This window comes from Streptomyces sp. NPDC002795, assembly GCF_042888725.1.
Classification (GTDB): domain Bacteria; phylum Actinomycetota; class Actinomycetes; order Streptomycetales; family Streptomycetaceae; genus Streptomyces.
The window spans coordinates 543,365-560,891 of the sequence record NZ_JBIAQB010000001.1; the positions used below are offsets into that span (position 1 = coordinate 543,365).

Consider the following 17,527-nt stretch of genomic DNA (forward strand, 5'->3'; position numbering starts at 1 on the left):
GGATGTGGGGATGTGGGGATGCTGGCCGGGTCAGCGCGCCAGCGCTCTGCCGATCTCCCCGGCCGCATCCGTGACCTGCGCCGCGAGGTCCGCCCGCGCGCGGCCGGCTTCGGTCAGGCGGTGGGTGGGGCCCGCGATGCTGATGGCTCCGACCGTTCGGCCCGACGCGTCGCGGAGCGGGGCGCCGATGGCGGCCTTGCCGTCCGCGTGTTCGTCGACGGACGCGGCCCATCCCCGGCGGCGTATCTCGTACAACTCGGCGGCCAGGGCGGCGCGTTCGGTGAGGCTGCGGTCGGTGAAGGCGGGGAGTTTCCCGGGTACGTCCAGGTCGTGGTCGAAGGCGAGCAGTGTCTTGCCGACGGCCGAGGCGTGCAGCGGCAAGTACGTGCCCATGCGCAGGACTTGGGCGCTGTCGTCGGGGCGGAAGACGTGGTGGACGACGAGGGCTCCGCCCTCGTGCGGGGTGGCGATCCAGACCGATTCGCCGCTGCGCGCGGCGAGGGTGTCGGCGCTGTGGAGGGAGCGGGCGCGCAGTTCGTTCGTGTCGAGGTCGCCGTTGCTCAGGTGGAGCAGCGAGGCCCCGATCCGGTACTTGCCGGTGGCCGGGTCCCGTTCCACCAGGCCCGCCGCGACCAAGGTGCCGAGGATTCCGTGCAGGGACTCCTGGGGCAGGCCCATCGCGCGGGCCAGCTCGGTCACCCCGAACGGCCGGGGCCCGGACGCGAGCAGCCGCAGGACCAGCGCCGCCCGCTCCACCGACTGGATCCGCTCTGCCACGCGGGGCACGGTAGCCCACCGTTGGTCGGGCGCGGCCCGCGGGCCTACCTTCGTAGACGTCAAGACATCACCGGACCGACGTTTCCCGACGTTTCCCGACGATTCCCGCGGAGATGAGCACCCCATGTCGAAGATCCTTTTCGTGCTGACCGGCGCCGACCACTGGACCCTGGCCGACGGCACCCACCACCCCACCGGCTTCTGGGCCGAGGAGGCCATCGCCCCGTACGACGCGTTCAAGGCGGCGGGGCACGAGATCGTCGTGGCGACGCCGGGCGGCGTCGTCCCGACCGTCGACGCGGGCAGCCTCGCGCCCGAGTTCAACGACGGCCAGGAGAACGCGGCCCGCATGGCCGCCGCCGTGTCCTCGAACGCCGAGCTGCGCTCGCCCGTCAAGCTGGAGGAGGTGGACCTGGACGACTACGCCGCCGTGTTCTACCCCGGCGGCCACGGCCCGATGGAGGACCTGTCCGTGAACGCGGACTCCGGCAGCCTCCTCACCCGCGCCCTGGAGTCCGGCAAGCCGCTCGGCGTCGTCTGTCACGCGCCCGCGGCGATGCTGGCGGCCACGAAGGCCGACGGCGGGAACACGTTCGCAGGCTACGACGTCGCCGCGTTCACCAACGTCGAGGAGGCCCAGGCCGGCTTCGCCGACAAGGCGAAGTGGCTGCTCCAGGACCGGCTGACCGAGGCCGGTGTGAACGTCCGGGTCGGCGAGCCGTGGGCACCGCACGTGGTCGTCGACCGCAACCTGGTCACTGGGCAGAACCCGGCCTCAGCCGCCCCGCTCGCGGCCGAGCTGCTGGAAAAGCTGGCCTGACCACCGATGTCCCCCACGGATGTCACAGTGGACACAAGTGTTCCGTTCGTCTCGTGGAGGTTCCCCCCGCATGCGTCTGCTGCTCATACGTCACGGCCAGACCCCGTCCAACCTCAAGCGGCTCCTGGACTCCGCGGCGCCCGGCCCCGGCCTGACGCCGCTCGGCCTTGAGCAGGCGGCGGCGCTGCCCGGGACGCTGGCCGATGAGCGGATCGACGCCCTGTACGCCTCCACCCTCGTCCGTACGCAGCTCACCGCCGAGCCGCTGTCCCGGGCGACCGGCCTCGACGTCGTGATCCGGGACGGGATCCGTGAGATCGCGGCCGGCGACCTGGAGATGCGCGGCGACGACGAGTCCGCCCAGAAGTACCTCAACACCGCGTTCTCCTGGTCCTCCGGCGACACCGCGCTCCGGATGCCCGGCGGCGAGTCCGGCGAGGAGACGCTCGGCCGCTTCGACGATGTGGTCGCCGAGGCGGCCCGGGCGGGCGCGGACACCGTGGCCATGGTCAGCCACGGCGCCGTGATCCGGACGTGGACGGCCGCGCGGGCGGGCAACGTGGACGTCGCCTTCGTCGCCGCCCACCCGCTGCCCAACACCGGCATCGTCACCCTCACCGGTTCGCCGGAGGAGGGCTGGGAGCTCCAGTTGTGGGAGGGCCGGCCGCTCGGCCGGTGAGCCCCGCCGGGCCCCGCTCTCTCAGGAGCCGAGGACGGCCGGGTCGGGACCCACGCGCTCGCCGGTCTCCAGGCCCGCGAGCGCGGCCATGTCGTCAGCGGCCAGCTCGAAGTCGAAGACAGCGATGTTCTCCCGGATGCGGGACGGGGTCACCGACTTCGGGATGACGACGTTGCCGAGCTGGAGGTGCCAGCGCAGCACGATCTGCGCGGGGCTGCGGTCGTACTTGCGGGCGAGCGCGATGACGATCTCGTCGTCCAGGACGCCGTTGCCGCGGCCCAGCGGGGACCAGGCCTCCGTCGCGATGCCGTGATCCGCGTCGTACGCGCGCAGCTCGCTCTGCTGGAGGCGCGGGTGCAGCTCGATCTGGTTGAGGGCCGGGACGACGGAGGTCTCGGCGGCGAGCCGGTCCAGGTGCTCGGGCAGGAAGTTGGACACACCGATGGCGCGGGCCCGGCCACTGGCGAGGATCTCCTCGAACGCCTGCCACGTCTCGACGTACTTGTCGCGCGACGGCACCGGCCAGTGGATCAGGTACAGGTCGACGTAGTCCATGCCGAGCAGGTCCAGCGAGGTGTCGAAGGCGCGCAGTGCCGTGTCCCGGCCCTGCTCGGTGTTCCACAGCTTCGTGGTGACGAAGACGTCCTCGCGGGCCAGGCCGGAGTCGGCGATGGCGCTGCCGGTGCCCTTCTCGTTCCCGTACAGGGCCGCCGTGTCGATGCTGCGGTAGCCGGCCTCCAGCGCGCTCGTGACCGCGGCGTGCGCCTCGTCGTCGGGGACCTGGAAAACGCCGAAGCCGAGCTGCGGCATGGTCACGCCGTTGTTGAGGGTGACCTCGGGAGTGGTGCTCATGACTCGTGTGTCCTTACGTGGTGACTCAAGTCCGGTGTCTCGCACGACGGGCGTACGTCACTGGAGGCGCACGCCCGCCCCCTACAACGTACGTCCCGTCTGCGGGTTCGCGGCACTGCCCTCCGTGCTCAGCAGTACGACGACCGATGCCGGGCCGAGGCCCAGTGCCGCGCGCCGTCCGTCGGCGCCCGTGCCGGTGAGTGCCGCGCGCAGGCCGGCGAGGGGTGCGGCGCCGCAGGGGCCGGAGGACACACCGAGGTCCGTGAGGCGGGTGGCCGCGCGGGCGCTGTCGGTGTCGCGGACGGCGACCGCCGCGTCCAGGCCCGCGGACAGGTACGGCCAGGCGAGCGTGGAGGGTGTGCCGCAGTTCAGGCCGGCCATGATGGTGTCGCCGGTGGTGACGCTGACGGGTTCGCCGCGGGTGAGGCTTTCGAGGACGCAGGCCGCGGACTCCGGCTCCACGGTGAGCAGCGCGGGGGCGTGGCCCGTGGGGCGGCTGCGGTAGTAGGTCACGACGGCCTGGGTCAGCGATCCGACGCCCGCGGGCACGACGACGAGGTCCGGTCCCTCGACGCCCGCCCGGTCCGCCAGCTGTTCGTCCACCTCGGCGCAGAGCGTGGAGTAGCCCTCGACGATCCACCCCGGAATCCGCTCGTAGCCGGGCCACGCGGTGTCCTGCACCAGGACCGCGTCCGGCGCCTCGGCCACCTCGGCGGCGCGGCGCACCGACGCGTCGAACGTCCCCTGCACCTCGGTCACCTCCGCGCCTTCCGCGGCGATGGCCGCCACGGCCTCCGGGTGCACGCCCCGCGGAACGAGCACGTGGGCGCGGTGCCCGAGCAGCCGGGCCGTGCGGGCGACGGCCCGGCCGTGGTTGCCGTCGGTGGCGGTCACGAGGGTGAGGGTGCCCCGCACCCCGGCGAGCGCGCGGTGGACGGCCCAGGACGCGCCCAGCGCCTTGAAGGCGGGCAGCCCGAGACGGCTCGACTCGTCCTTGACGAAGATCCGGCCGACCCCCAACTCATGCGCCAGTTCCGGGAGTTCCGTCAGCGGAGTCGGTGCGTAGTCGGGCAGCGCGGTGTGGAAGTCGCGCACGTCGGCGGGTGCGGGCGCGCAGCGCCAGGCTCGGGCGCCGGGCCGTGCGGTCCAGGGCAGCGGGTCACGGGGGGCGTCAGGATTCTCGCTCACAAGATCAGCGTGCGGCCCCGCCCTGCGATCGGTCCAGCGAATGTCGTGGTCCGGCGAATGTCGTGGGCCGGCGCCGACGATCTGGCGTGACGCGGGCGTCGGGTGCGCCCGATCGGGGCGACAGTCGAGTGCATTCTCGTTGACATATTGACGTTTCGCGCTCAAACATGGGGCGGATCAAGCATGCTCTTGCACGAACGTCACCGATATCGAGCAGGCCCACGCGGCCGTCATTCGGGAGTTGACCTCGTGACCCGACCCTCACCGAAGCAGCCGAACCGGCCCCGCCTGAGCCGCAGGCGGCTGCTTTCGAGTACGGCGATCGTGCTGGGTGCCACCGCCCTGCCCACACCGGGCGCGGCCGCCTTCGCCGCCAGCGCGGGCACCGGAGGCTTCGACACCGGGCCCGCCGAGGCGGCGCTGCGCCGGCTACTGCCCCGCCATCACGGCCAGGTCACCTTCCGCCAGACGAGCGGCAGAGGCGCGGCCGACCAGTTCCGGGTCTCCGGCTCCCGCGGACACATCGTCGTCGAGGGGTCGACCCCGGCGGTCCTCCTCGCCGGCCTGCACCGCTACCTGCGCGACGTCGCGCACGCCTCCGTCACCTGGAACGGCGAGCAGCTGAACCTCCCGAAGCAACTACCAGCTCCAAAGGCGGAGTTGACCGCCTCGGCGAACGTGTCCCACCGGTTCGCCCTCAACGACACCAACGACGGCTACACCGGCCCCTACCGCGACTGGGACGCCTGGCAGCGGGAGTTGGACGTGCTCGCGCTGCACGGCTTCAACGAGGTGCTGGTGACGACCGGCGTGGAGGCCGCGTACTTCGACACGTTCGGCCGGTTCGGGTACTCCGAGGCCGAGTTGCTGGCGTGGATCCCGGCTCCGGCGCACCAGCCGTGGTGGCTGTTGCAGAACATGTCCGGGTTCGGCGGCCCTGTCAGCCGGCGCCTGCTGGAGCGGCGCGCCGATCTCGGGCGCAAAATCGCCGACCGAGTGCGGGAGTTGGGCATGACGCCGGTGCTGCCGGGCTGGTTCGGCACCGTGCCCGACGGCTTCCCCGAACGGGTCGAAGGGGCGGAGGTCGTCCCGCAAGGCACCTGGAGCGGGTTCCAGCGCCCCGACTGGCTCGACCCCCGCACCGGCGCCTTCGCCGACGTGGGCGCCGAGTTCTACGCCCGGCTCGACGCACGGCTCGGCGGCACCTCCATGTACAAGATGGACCTGCTGCACGAGGGCGGCCGGCCCGGCGACGTACCGGTCGGCGAGGCCGCGCGCGCCGTCGAGACGGCCCTGCGCACGGCCCACCCCGAGGCCGTGTGGGCGATCCTCGGCTGGCAGACCAATCCGCGCCGCGAGATCCTCGACGCCGTCGACCGCGACCGGATGCTCATCGTCGACGGGCTCTCCGACCGGTACGCCACGGTGACCGACCGGGAGGGCGACTGGAACGACACCCCGTACACGTACGGCAGCATCTGGAACTTCGGCGGGCACACCGCGCTCGGCGCCAACACCCCTGACTGGGTGGAGAGTTACCCGCGCTGGCGCGACAAGGACGGCAGCAGGCTGTCCGGGATCGCCGCGATGCCCGAGGGCGCCGACAACAACCCCGCGGCGCTCGCGCTCCTCGGCGACCTCGCGTGGACGGCGGGCAGCGTCGACCTGGACGACTGGTTCGGGCGGTGGGCGGCCTCCCGGTACGGCGGCACCGACCGGCACGCGGCAGCGGCCTGGCGGGTGCTGCGCGGGACGGCGTACGGGATGCGCCGCACCGACTCCTGGAGCGAGGCACCCGACGGCCTGTTCGGGGCCCGCCCCGCGCTGAACGCGCGGTCGACCGCCTCGTGGAGCCCGAAGTCGGAGCGCTACGACACCGCCGCCTTCGACCGGGCTCTCACCGAACTCCTGGCTGTTGGAGCGAAGTTGCGGGACAGCTCGGCCTATCGGCACGATCTGCTCGACGTCGCCCGGCAGGTGCTCGCCAACCGCAGCCGAGTACTGCTGCCGCAGATCAGGGCGGCGTACGAGGTGCGTGACACGGCACTGTTCGGGCAACTGACCCGGACCTGGCTCGACTGGATGAAACTCCTCGACGACGCGCTGGCCACCTCGGAGCAGCATCTGCTGGGCCGGTGGCTCGCGGACGCCCGCGCCTGGGGAGCCGACCGCGCGGAACAGGACCGGCTGGAGTACGACGCCCGGTCGATCCTCACGACCTGGGGCGGCCGGGCCGGCAGCGAGGAAGGGCTGCGCGACTACGCCAACCGGGAGTGGTCGGGTCTCGTCTCGGGCCTCTATCTCCCTCGCTGGCGCAGGTACTTCGCCGAACTGTCGGACGCGCTCGCCGAGGAGCGGGAGCCCGCCGAGATCGACTGGTTCGCGATGGACGACGCGTGGGCGCACGGGCACGACACGTATCCGGCGCGCCCGTCGGGGTCGATCGAGCGGCTCGCGCGCCGGATCCACGACACCCTCGCGGGCGCCGCACACCAGGCCACGCTGACCGCCTCCGCCGCGCACACCGCCGTCTCCGCGGACGAGCCCGTCACGGTCGAGGTCACGTTCACCAACCGCAACGGCCTCGCGACAGCGCGCGGCGTGACCCTCTCGCTCGACCTGCCCAAGGGCCTGACCGCCCGCGCGGAGGGGCCGGCGGTCGCGGCCGAGGTGGCTCCCGGCGAGACCTTCACGGGACGCTTCACGGTGTCACTGACGGGCGCGGCGGACGGGCTCGTGCTCCGGGTGCGCGCCGACGCCGCGTACCGGATGGGCACCGCGAGCGGCGCGGCGGTCGACACGGTCCGGCTCCTGGCCGGCACCGGGGTCCAGGACCCGTACCGCACGGTGTCGTTCAACGACGCGGTGTTCGGCCAGTCCGGCGAAGCCTTCGCCATCGAGGGCGGCGGCGCCGATCTGTGGGGCGGCACGGACGAGTTCGGCGCGATCTACCACCCGGGGGCTTTCGCCGACGGCAACTCGGCTTCGGTCCGCGTGGCCGCCCAGGACCGCACGGGCGGCTGGGCTCGCGCGGGTCTGATCGTACGCAACGACCTGACGAGGAAGGGCAGTTCGGGATACGTCAACCTCGCGATCACCCCGTCCAACGGGTGCGCCCTGTCCTGGGACACCGACGGCAACGGTCGCCTCGACTCCGTCAAGACGGCGGGCGGCTCGGTGACGGCCCCCGTGCACTTGCGCCTGACCCGCCAAGGCGCCTCGTACAAGGGCGAGTTCAGCACGGACGGCACCACCTGGACGACGGTCGGCACGGCGACCCCGGCGGGGGCGGCGGCCGGTGGACAGGACGTGGGGGCGTTCATGAGCGCGGCGAACGGTGGGAGCGGAGCGCGGGGGATCGCGGAGTTCGACGGGTTGCGGATCTAGTGCCCATCGTTTTGATCAGGACCTGGTCAGACGAACACCGCCACCGTCAGGATGATCGGCAGCGAGATCAGCGAGGCCAGTGTCATCGGGACGGTGTGGGTCTTGATGGTGCCCCGCGTGGAGAAGCCGAGCAGCGACTGGAACATCCAGAAGAAGTTGCTGGACACGTGGGGCACGAAGAGGGCGCCCGAGCCGGCCGCCAGCGCCACCAGGACCAGCGGGGTGTCCAAGTGGCCCGCGATGGGGGCGAGGATGCCCGCGGCGGTGATGCCCGCCACGGAGATGGAGCCGAGCGCGATGTGCAGCACCGCGGCCATGATCCAGACCAGCAGCAGCGGCGGGAGGACGCCGGAGGAGAAGAGGTCGCCGAGCGTCCTGCCCATGCCCGAGCGCTCGATGATGGCTCCGAGCGAACCGCTGATCCCGCTGAGCACCAGGATGGAACCGCACTGCGCCAGCGACTTCCCGATGACGTCACCGATCTCCTCCCTGGACCGGACCCGGCGCGCCAGCACGTAGGCCACGGTGGTGCCGAGGAGCAGTGCCACCACCGGGTCGGTGAGGAATCCGACCGGCGCCGCGTCCAGGGAGAGGCCGTCGGCGAGGGCGCCGCCCGCGATGAGGGCGAGGACGAGCAGGACCGGGGAGACGGCCAGGGCGAGGGGCAGCGGGTGACGCTCCGGCGTCGGCGGCTGCGACGGCTCGGCCGGGGCGTCCGTGACGGTTCCAACGGCCGCTTGTCCGGCGGGCGTTGGGGTCACGGGCGGGGCGGGGTCGGCGGCCCGTGCGGCGGGGACGGACGCGGGCGCGTCCGGCTCGTCACCTGCGTCAACCATCTCGCCGTCCGCGATCTCGTCGGTCGCCGGGTCCCACGTCATCCAGCGCAGGGCGACCGAGAAGACGAGCACGGTCAGCAACGCCGTCGGCAGCGCGACGACGAGGCCGAGCAGGAACATCTGCCCCAGCGGGACGTCCAGGATGCCCGCGATGGCCACGGCCGCGACGCCCGGCGCCACGAACACCAGGCCCACCTCGATACCCGCGGTGAGCGCGCCACCCATCAGGGCGCGGCCCCGCTCGCCGAGCTTCGGCGCGAGGCGGCGCGCGAGAGGCGCCGAGAGCACGAGCAGCACATCGGAGTAGATCGCCGTGAACAGCGAACTCAGCGTCGCGGCGAAGACGTACGGAATACTGCGCCGGCCGAACGCCTTGAGGGTCGTCTCGACGAGCCTCTGCATCGTGTCGGCCGCCGTGAGCAGCGCGCCGAGCATGACACCAAGCGACACGAGGATGCCGATCTCCCCCATGACATCGGCGAAGCCGTCCGCCACCGCGTCCGGTGTGCCCTTCGCCCCTACGGAGGTGGTCAGGCCGAGGAAGAGGGTGCCGAAGAGCAGCGCGAGCACCGGCGGGAGCTTCAGCCACGTGATCGCGACGACGATGCCGCCGATGGCGACCGCCGTACTCAGGAACAACAGGGCTTCGTGGGACACGGGCAGGCTCCGCTCTCGTTCTCGCGCCGTTGCGAACTGCCGTACATCGTGACGACGGTCACCCCTCGCGTCCAAGACTCATTTGCAGCCCGACCGATAACGTCGGCCTATCGAAGGACTGTCACCGCAGAACTTCCACCGGAGCAGAACAGGAAGACCATGGACGTACGGCAGTTGCGCCACTTCCTGGCCGTCGTGGACCACGGCAGCGTGCACCGGGCCGCCGAGCACCTCTTCGTGGCGCAGCCGTCGGTGACCCAGACCATCCGCCGACTGGAGGCCGCGCTCGGGACCAGCCTGTTTCTGCGTCAGGGGCGCGGCCTGGTGCTGAGTCCCTCGGGCGCGGCGCTGGTCGCTCCCGCCCGGGAAGTGGTGCGCTCGCTCGACGTGGCCCGGGAGACGGTCATGGCCGTGGACGGGCTGCGGGGCGGGCAGTTGCGGATCGCGTCCATGCCGTCCCAGGTCGTCAGTCCGCTGACGGGGCTGATCGCCGCGTACGCCGAGGCGTATCCGCGGGTGCAGGTGGCGGTGGTGGCCGCGGCGCGGCCGGACGATGTGCGCGACGCGCTCGGCAGGGGTGTCGCGGAGGTGGGTGTGCTGGCCGCCGCCGGGGCGCACGAGGCGTACGCGGATCTGGACCGGGTTCCCATCGAGACGCAGTCGTTCGTGCTCGTGGCGCGCGACGACGCCGACCTGCCCGAGGGTGAACACCCGCTCCCCGTCGAGGAGTTGCCGGGGTTGCGGCTCATCGCGGGCCAGCCGGGGACGGGCATGCGGCGCGTCGCCGACGCCATCGTCGCCGCGACCGACTCCCGTATCGCGGTCGAGATCGAGCATCGCGAGGGGCTGCTCCCGCTGGTCATGGCCGGCGTGGGGGTGGCCGTCGTCGCCGACTCGTGGCGTCCGCTCGCGGACACGGTCGGGCTGCGGGTGCGCAGGCTCGCCATCGAGGACACCCTCGACGTAGGGCTTGTGTGGCGCAGACACCGGCTGAGCCCGGCGGCCGCGGCGTTCATCGACGTGATCGAGAAGTTCCGTACCGAGGCGTAGAAGACGGCAGCCGTCGACCGATAGGCGAGTGTTATCGAACAGGCTGCAAACGCGTCTTGGACAGTCCGGGACACCACGGCATTCCATGGTCACCATGACGACCACTCGCCACCGCATCGCTCTCGTCCCTGGTGACGGCATCGGCACCGAGGTGCTGCCGCCCGCCTGCGCCGTCCTCGACGCCGTCGGCAAGCGCCACGGACTCACCTTCTCCTACGACTCGTTCGACTGGTCCTGCGAGCGCTACCTCGCCGAGGGCGCGATGATGCCGGCGGACGGTCTGGACCGGATCCGGCACCACGACGCGGTCCTCCTCGGCGCGGTCGGCTGGCCGGGGGTGCCCGACCACGTGTCCCTCTGGGGACTACTCATCCCCATCCGGCGCCAGTTCCGCCAGTACGTGAACCTGCGCCCCATCAAGGTGCTGGAGGGCGTCCCGAGCCCGGTGGCGAAGGCGGGCGCGGACGTGGACTTCGTCGTCGTACGCGAGAACGTCGAGGGCGAGTACTCGGAGATCGGCGGGCGTCTCAACCGCGGGTTCCCCAACGAAATGGCCGTCCAGGAAGCGGTGTTCACCCGCCCCGGCGTGGAACGCATCCTCGACTACGCGTTCACCACCGCACAGCGCCGCGACGGGCACCTGGTGTCGGCGACGAAGTCCAACGGCATCGTGCACACCATGCCGTTCTGGGACGAGCTGGTACGCGAGGCCGGTGAGCGGTTCCCTGACGTGGAGTGGCGGCAGGAACACATCGACGCGCTCGTCGCGAAGATCGTCCTCGATCCGTCCCACTACGACGTGATCGTCGGCTCCAACCTCTTCGGCGACATCCTCTCCGACCTCGCGGCCGCCGTCGCGGGCAGCATCGGCATCGCGCCCGCGGCCAACCTCAACCCCGAGCGCGAGTACCCCTCGATGTTCGAGCCCGTCCACGGATCGGCCCCCGACATCGCCGGCCGTGGCATCGCCAACCCGCTCGGCGCGATCTGGTGCGCCTCGATGATGCTCGACCACCTGGGCCACCCGGAGGCGGCGACCGAGGTCTTCGACGCGTTCGCGTCCGTCCTCGCGACGACGGACGCGCGGACCGCCGACCTGGGCGGGACGGCGTCGACGAAGGAGTTCACGCAGCTCGTGCTCGGGGCCGTCACGGACCGGTGACCGTGCTCCATCAGCGAGTCGCCCTCCCCCGATCTCTGTAGCCTGAACGCCGGTTGCGCATCGGGGGGGAGTTGACCGTGGAGAGCATGCTCTCGGTGGGCTAACTCAAGGCCGGAGCCGGTTTCAACACGGCCGTGGTGCAGCTGATCGACCACCTCAAGGAATCACGGCTGGGCGACGACGGCCCGGGCGCCAACGAGTTGGCGAACCAGCTGCAGGAGGCCCGGTCGACGCTCTACCTGCTGTGCGCCGACGACACCGTCGAGCTCGCCGACACTCTCGTCCGCCGGGTCTGGGGCATCAGGCCCACTGCCGGCTCGGACGTCCGCAGGGCCGAGTACCACGAGACGGTGGCCCTCCTGCGCCGCTTCACCCAGCGGCTCCGGCAGGAGATCGCCGCATCGTGAAGGGCGGCCTCGGGGCGCTGTGGCCTCAGCGCATCACCGTCGCCAGTACGTCGTCCCCCAAGGCTCGTACGACGTCCGTCGCCAGTCGGTGGCGCACGAGTTTGCCGTCGCGGGTCGAGCGGACCAGGCCCGCCTCGCGGAGTTGGCGCAGGGTGCGGGAGACCTGAGGCTCGGTGGAGCCCAGGCGGGCAGCCAGTTCGGAGGTGGTGATCGGTTCGCCGAGGAGGTGCCGGCACAGTTCCATGCGGCCGGGTGAGGCGAGTGCCGTGAGCCGGTCATGCAGGGCGCGCAGGGAGAGTTGGCCGGGCCCGGAGGGCGCCGCGGCGACGACCGCGTACTGGACGACGACACAGGACGGGTCCTCGTCCTTGACGACGAGGTGCGGCCAGACGCGGACCGAGGGGACAAGGACGAGCGGACGCCGGCCGACGACCACCTCGTCGATCTGCAGTTTGTCTAGGCGGATCCGGGCTCCCGGCCCGACGCGCGACGCGGTGGGGAGCAGTTCGGTGAGCACGTCGACGGGTGGGCGGGACCTGGCGAGCCGGCGCCGGACCTCGCGGGTGTGCTCGTCGAGCGCGGGGCGCAGGGTGTGCCAGTCGTCCGCGAAGAACGCGGAGTCGGCGGCGCGCAGCACCGCGAGAAGCCGGGCGCGGAACGCCGCCGGGTCCGCGACCAGTTCGGCGGCCAGGTCGCCTCTGGAGTGCGAGCGCCGACGGCACTGGCGTACGTACTCCTCGGCGGCCTCGGTGCCGGGGCGCAGTTCGTGGGCGGCCGGCGCGGGTCGGGAGGTGGCACCGAGCACGCCGGGTGCGACGAGGCCGAGGAATTCCGTGCGGGGGAGGTCCTCGACGGCCGCGAGCTCCTCCGGTAGTCCCGCCGCGACGGGGAGCGTACGAGGGTAGAAGAGGCGGCATCGGAAGCGGGCCCACAACGGGGCGAAGACCGCGAGTTCGTCACGGAGCACCGGGTCCACCGCGGCGGCGCGGGCGGTCCAGTCGGCGGCCTCCGGGTGGTGCTCGGGTTCGGCGAGGATGTGCAGGCTCGCCATGAGTTCGGACAGCGCGGAGGGCCCGGCCGCGATGTCCGCGGGGCCGAGCCCTCCGACGTCGATGATGATGCTCACCGCACCAGGGTACGAAGGCACTCCCGTGTCATCGGACCGCTGCCCCCGGCCCCAGCGGGATACCGAGCAGGTACCAGGCGAAGAAGAGGACGACCCACACCACGAGCATCGCCATCGCGACGGGCAGCGTGAAGGAGACCAGCGTGCCGATGCCCGCCTTGCGCCGCAGCGTCTGCAGATAGCCGACGGCGAGGGCGAAGGTGGTGCCCATCGGGCTGATGGAGTTGGTGCACGAGTCGGCGATCCGGTACAGCGCCATGGTGGTGGCGGGGCTGGTACCGAGCAGCATCATCATCGGGATGAGGGCCGGGGCGACCAGTGACCAGAGGGCGGAACCGCTGGTGATCAGCAGGTTGATCAGGGAGATCGCGATCAGCAGCAGGAGGAAGAGGACGAGCGTGGGCACGCCCAGGTGCTCGATGAAATCGGCACCCTTCACGGCGAGCACGGTGGCGATGTTCGTCCATTGGAACAGCGCGAGGAACTGCGAGACGGCCAGGAAGAGGACGAGCAGCGGGGCGATGCCCCGGACCCCCTCGGCCATGAGGGCGGGCGCGTCGCGACTGCTCTCGATACGGCCGGTCGCCCTGCCGAACACGTAGCCGATGAGGACGAAGAACACGGCGACGAAGACGGACACGCTGTTGAGGAGCGTCGACTCGACGATGGAGCCGCCCTTGCCGCGCAGCGGTGAGTCGACCGGAAGCATCGCGGCGATGAGGAGGACGGCGTAGCCGAGAGCGGCCAGGCCGGTGCGCTTGAGGGCGCGGAGTTCGGTGGCGTCGTCGATTCCGGCGGTGATGACGGTCTGCCGGGCCTTCTCCTCCAGATCCGCGTCCGGCACGAGCAGATGCTCGCGCTTGGTGAGCACCTTCTCGGTGACGAAGGCGACGGTGCAGGCCAGGATGAACGCCGACGTCGTGGAGAAGTACACGTTGTCGGTGGCCCGGACGACGAAGTCGGCGTCCACCAGGTGTGCGGCCTCGGTGGCGACAGAGGCGTAGAGCACGTCGCTAGAGGTGATCAGCGGGTTGGCGTCGCCCGCGGCGTTGATCGACACGAAGGCCACGATCATGCCGAGCATGGGCGAGCGGCCGACCGCTCGGAACGCCATGGCGCCGAGCGGAATCAGCACGACGTACGCGGAGTCAGACAGGAACTTGCACAGCACACCGCACAGGGCGACACCGAGCGTGACCCAGCGCGGGGAGACATTGGACAGCATCCGCCGCGCCAACGCCTCGAACAGGCCGGCCCGTTCGGCGACGGCGACGCCCAGCATCACGACGAGCACCGTGCCGAGCGGGCCGAAGGTGACGAAGTTGTCCACCGCGCCGTTGACGAGGTCGCGGACGGCATCGCCCGATATCGCGCTGCGCACGGCGATGGTGCCGTCCTTGGACGGGTCGGCGACCTGCACCCCGGCCGCCGCGAGTACCCAGCTGACGACCGCGACGACACCCGCCATGATCCAGAAGAGCCAGAACGGATGCGGCAGCGCGTTGCCCGCCCGCTCGATGAAATCGAGCAGCCGCGAGCCGCCGCCCCCGGTGGGCGGGCGTTCGGGTCGCACCTCACGGCGAGCGGTCGCGCTCATGGATTCTCCTGGGATCGAAGGGGGCCACGCCGGGCGGGCGCACAGGTCACGGCTGCGCTGATCGCCCGTCGCTGATCGCTGAAAGCGGCAGGGCGGCGGGCACACAGTACGAAGCGGATACGCACGGCGTCACGGCCTGACGGAACAGTTGACGTGATTGCGGCAAGTGATCCACCGCGCGTCGACCGCGACCTACGGTTGCGGCCGTGACCTCGCAAGACACCCTCAAAGCCGCCCGCACCCCCCGTCCGCTGCACGCCGACGGCACACCGTGGCGCAGGCCCCTGACCGTCCCCATGCGCGACGGGGCCCGCCTCGCCGCGGACCTCTACACCGCCGGCTCCGAGCCCGAACCCGCGCCGCTTCCGGTGCTGTTGGAGCGGACCCCGTATGGCAAGCGCGAGCAGCGCGGCTCGGACCAGGACCGGCACGACGCCCCGGTGCCACGGCCCGAGGACATCGCACGGCACTTCACGGACGCCGGGTACCACGTCGTACGGCAGGACTGCCGTGGGCGCGGGGAGTCGGAGGGGACGTTCGTGAAGTACCTCGGGGAGGGCCCGGACGGTGCCGACACCGTGGAGTGGATACGGGCGCAGCCGTGGTGCGACGGCCGGGTGGTGATGACCGGGGTGTCCTACTCCGCGCACGTCCAGGCAGCCGCTGCGGCGGAGGCTCCGGCCGGTCTCGCGGCGATGTTCCAGGACTCGGGCGGCTTCGCCTCGGCATACGAGGCGGGCATGCGGATGGGCGGCGCCTTCGAGCTGAAGCAGGCCACGTGGGCGTTGCGGCACGGGGCGAACAGCCCCGAGGCGGCAGCCGATCCGGTCCTGGCGGAGGAGATGCGCCGCCTGGACGTGGCGGGCTGGTTCACCGCGCTGCCGTGGCGGCCGGGTTCGTCACCGCTGCGGCATCTTCCGGCGTACGAAGCGTTCCTGCTGGAGCAGTGGCACCAGGACACCTTCGGCGACTACTACCGCAACCCCGCGCTCTACGGCCGCGGTTCCTACGACCGCTTCCCCGACGTCCCGAGCCTCCACATGGGCAGTTGGTACGACCCTTATGTCCGGTCGACCATCGAGAACTTCACGGAGCTGCAGGCGCGCAAGAAGGCGCCCGCGTACCTGGTGATGGGTCCGTGGACCCACGGCCACCGCTGCGAGACGTTCTCCGGAGACGTCGACTTCGGACCGGCGGCGACACTCTCGGGGAACCTGGCCGAGTCGTATCTCGCGTTCCGCAGCCGGTGGTTCGACCAGGCGCTCGGGCGAGCGGTGCCCGAGGTGTCCGAAGTATCCGAGGTCTCCGAGGTGTCACACCCCGACACCTTCCCGGCCGTGCAGTACTTCCTGATGGGTGGCGGGGACGGCCGCCGGGACGCGGCGGGGCGAATGCGTCACGGCGGCGAGTGGCGCAAGGACACGACCTGGCCGCCGTCCGGAACCCGCCCGGTGTCCCTGTACCTGCACACCGACGGCGCCCTCTCCCCCGCCCCGCCCACCGCCTCCGAGGCATCGGTGGCGTACGACTTCGACCCGCGGAACCCGGTGCCGACCATGGGCGGGCAGGTGACTTCGGGCGAACCGGTCATGACGGGCGGCGCGTACGACCAAAACGCGCCGGACGCCCGGACATTCGGGGCCGCCGAGCCCTATCTGCCGCTTGATGCCCGCCCCGATGTCATCAGCGTCCTCACACCACCGCTGGACCGGGACGTGGTGGTCGCGGGTCCGGTCTCGGTGAAGCTGTACGTGTCGTCCTCCGCGCCCGACACCGACTTCACCGTCAAGCTCATCGACCAGTACCCGCCCAACCCCGACCATCCGCACGGCTTCGCCATGAACCTCACCGACGGAATCTTCCGCTGCCGCTTCCACCGCTCCTTCGAACGGCCCGAGCCGCTGGCCCCCGGTGAGGTGTACGAGATCGAGGTGACGGCACCCGACACGGCGAACCGCTTCGCCGCAGGCCACCGCATCCGGCTGGACGTCTCCTCCAGCAACTTCCCCCGCTTCGACGTCAACACCAACACGGGCGAATCCGAGGCGGCCGCGCGGCGCAGCACGATCGCCGTCAACCGGGTGCACATGGACGCCGTGCGGCCGTCCGCGCTGCGGGTGTGGGTGGAGGGCGAGGAAGACGTGCCGGGCTGACCGCCCCACGCCCCCCGGTCTCAGCCGTCCGTCCGGTTCAGGTCCTCGCGCGCCGTCGCGACGAACGTCTCCTTCGCGCCCCGCAGGTCGTCCTGCGGGGCGTGTCGGCGCAACGAGTCGACGACATGGCTCGCCGCGTCCGCGACCGCCGGCGGTGCCTCCAGGGTCAGCGCGCTCAGCGCCCGGTACAGGCGCGGTTCGTCCTCGGCGGTGCCGAGGCCCGTGCGTTCGGCGACGATGGCGCTCTCCGCGGCCGCCAGGAACTCCGCGTACGTGCCGCGCCGCGCCTCGCGGGCGGCGCGCTGCTCGTCGGCGCCAAGTGTCATGCGGACCGATGTGAGCAGCGCGTCCGCCTGACGGTCACCGGAGTGCCGGGCCGCCTCGGCCTGGCGGATGCCGGCGGAGCGGCCGTACCAGCCCGTGACGACACTGCCCGCGATCGCGGAGCCCGCGGCGATCAACGCCACTCCCCAGTCACTCATCCCCCGCCACACCTTCCCCGTCTCCCACGCCGCGCGCGGTTCCCCTCGAACACCCGACGGTAGGATCGGATCATGTCGCCGGACGACGCACAAGAACCCGCCCCCATCTGCGGAAACGACACCGCGGACACCCCGCCCCCACTAGACTGGACAATTTCCGGGCGACGGGCGACGGGCGACGGGCGACGGGCGACAGGCGACAGGCGACAGACCGCGGACCGTTCTTCTCGCCGCGCGGTCGGCCGTAGCGCTCTACCGGCTCCTCGACGTGCTTCCCGCGCTCGCCGGTGACGACCGCGTCACCCGCTGCTTCACCCTCGTTCCCGGCTCGGACTTCGGCGCCGACGCGCTGGC

The 17,527-nt window shown here is 71.7% G+C and carries 14 protein-coding genes; 7 read left to right on the plus strand and 7 right to left on the minus strand.

Going from position 1 to position 17,527, the window contains the following annotated elements:
* Positions 1-30 precede the first annotated feature (30 nt).
* Positions 31-777, minus strand: a complete 747-nt coding sequence (locus ACFYWS_RS02365; RefSeq protein WP_389268606.1) for an IclR family transcriptional regulator — start codon at positions 775-777, stop codon at positions 31-33.
* A gap of 124 nt (positions 778-901) precedes the next feature.
* Here ACFYWS_RS02365 and ACFYWS_RS02370 point away from each other — a divergent pair, with 124 nt between their 5' ends.
* On the plus strand, positions 902-1,597 hold the full coding sequence (locus ACFYWS_RS02370; RefSeq protein WP_389268608.1) for a type 1 glutamine amidotransferase domain-containing protein: 696 nt from the start codon (positions 902-904) through the stop codon (positions 1,595-1,597).
* 70 nt (positions 1,598-1,667) lie between these two features.
* Complete coding sequence (locus ACFYWS_RS02375) at positions 1,668-2,276, plus strand: histidine phosphatase family protein (RefSeq protein WP_389268610.1); 609 nt, start codon at positions 1,668-1,670, stop codon at positions 2,274-2,276.
* Between the two features lie 21 nt (positions 2,277-2,297).
* Here ACFYWS_RS02375 and ACFYWS_RS02380 read toward each other — a convergent pair whose 3' ends face one another.
* Entirely contained in the window at positions 2,298-3,128 is an 831-nt protein-coding gene (locus ACFYWS_RS02380) for an aldo/keto reductase (protein WP_389268612.1), read from the minus strand.
* A gap of 81 nt (positions 3,129-3,209) precedes the next feature.
* Complete coding sequence (locus ACFYWS_RS02385; protein WP_389268614.1) at positions 3,210-4,316, minus strand: pyridoxal-phosphate dependent enzyme; 1,107 nt, start codon at positions 4,314-4,316, stop codon at positions 3,210-3,212.
* 249 nt (positions 4,317-4,565) lie between these two features.
* Here ACFYWS_RS02385 and ACFYWS_RS02390 point away from each other — a divergent pair, with 249 nt between their 5' ends.
* Complete coding sequence (locus ACFYWS_RS02390) at positions 4,566-7,703, plus strand: alpha-N-acetylglucosaminidase TIM-barrel domain-containing protein (RefSeq protein ID WP_389268616.1); 3,138 nt, start codon at positions 4,566-4,568, stop codon at positions 7,701-7,703.
* A 26-nt stretch (positions 7,704-7,729) separates the two neighbouring features.
* On the opposite strand, the gene ACFYWS_RS02395 is transcribed toward ACFYWS_RS02390, so the two are convergent.
* On the minus strand, positions 7,730-9,196 hold the full coding sequence (locus ACFYWS_RS02395) for a GntP family permease (protein WP_389268618.1): 1,467 nt from the start codon (positions 9,194-9,196) through the stop codon (positions 7,730-7,732).
* A gap of 159 nt (positions 9,197-9,355) precedes the next feature.
* Between ACFYWS_RS02395 and ACFYWS_RS02400 the strand changes: the two genes are divergently transcribed.
* The 3 genes from ACFYWS_RS02400 to ACFYWS_RS02410 all read left to right on the plus strand — a co-directional run bounded on the left by ACFYWS_RS02400 (position 9,356) and on the right by ACFYWS_RS02410 (position 11,815).
* Entirely contained in the window at positions 9,356-10,246 is an 891-nt protein-coding gene (locus tag ACFYWS_RS02400) for a LysR family transcriptional regulator (protein ID WP_389268620.1), read from the plus strand.
* 94 nt (positions 10,247-10,340) lie between these two features.
* Positions 10,341-11,408, plus strand: a complete 1,068-nt coding sequence (locus tag ACFYWS_RS02405) for a tartrate dehydrogenase (protein ID WP_389268622.1) — start codon at positions 10,341-10,343, stop codon at positions 11,406-11,408.
* 134 nt (positions 11,409-11,542) lie between these two features.
* Positions 11,543-11,815 (plus strand): hypothetical protein, encoded by a 273-nt coding sequence (locus tag ACFYWS_RS02410; RefSeq protein WP_389268624.1) that lies wholly within the window; start codon positions 11,543-11,545, stop codon positions 11,813-11,815.
* A gap of 25 nt (positions 11,816-11,840) precedes the next feature.
* Here the strand turns inward: ACFYWS_RS02410 and ACFYWS_RS02415 are convergent, their stop codons facing one another.
* Positions 11,841-12,941 (minus strand): DUF5937 family protein, encoded by a 1,101-nt coding sequence (locus ACFYWS_RS02415; RefSeq protein WP_389268626.1) that lies wholly within the window; start codon positions 12,939-12,941, stop codon positions 11,841-11,843.
* 28 nt (positions 12,942-12,969) lie between these two features.
* Positions 12,970-14,538 carry an AbgT family transporter gene (locus ACFYWS_RS02420; RefSeq protein ID WP_389268628.1) on the minus strand — a complete coding sequence of 523 codons (1,569 nt, stop codon included), beginning with the start codon at positions 14,536-14,538 and terminating at the stop codon, positions 12,970-12,972.
* Positions 14,539-14,744: 206 nt separating this feature from the next.
* Here ACFYWS_RS02420 and ACFYWS_RS02425 point away from each other — a divergent pair, with 206 nt between their 5' ends.
* The gene (locus ACFYWS_RS02425) at positions 14,745-16,691 is read left to right on the plus strand and encodes a CocE/NonD family hydrolase (RefSeq protein WP_389268630.1); all 1,947 of its coding nucleotides are present in this window, start codon (positions 14,745-14,747) and stop codon (positions 16,689-16,691) included.
* A 20-nt stretch (positions 16,692-16,711) separates the two neighbouring features.
* Here the strand turns inward: ACFYWS_RS02425 and ACFYWS_RS02430 are convergent, their stop codons facing one another.
* Complete coding sequence (locus ACFYWS_RS02430; RefSeq protein ID WP_389268632.1) at positions 16,712-17,173, minus strand: hypothetical protein; 462 nt, start codon at positions 17,171-17,173, stop codon at positions 16,712-16,714.
* Positions 17,174-17,527 lie beyond the last annotated feature (354 nt).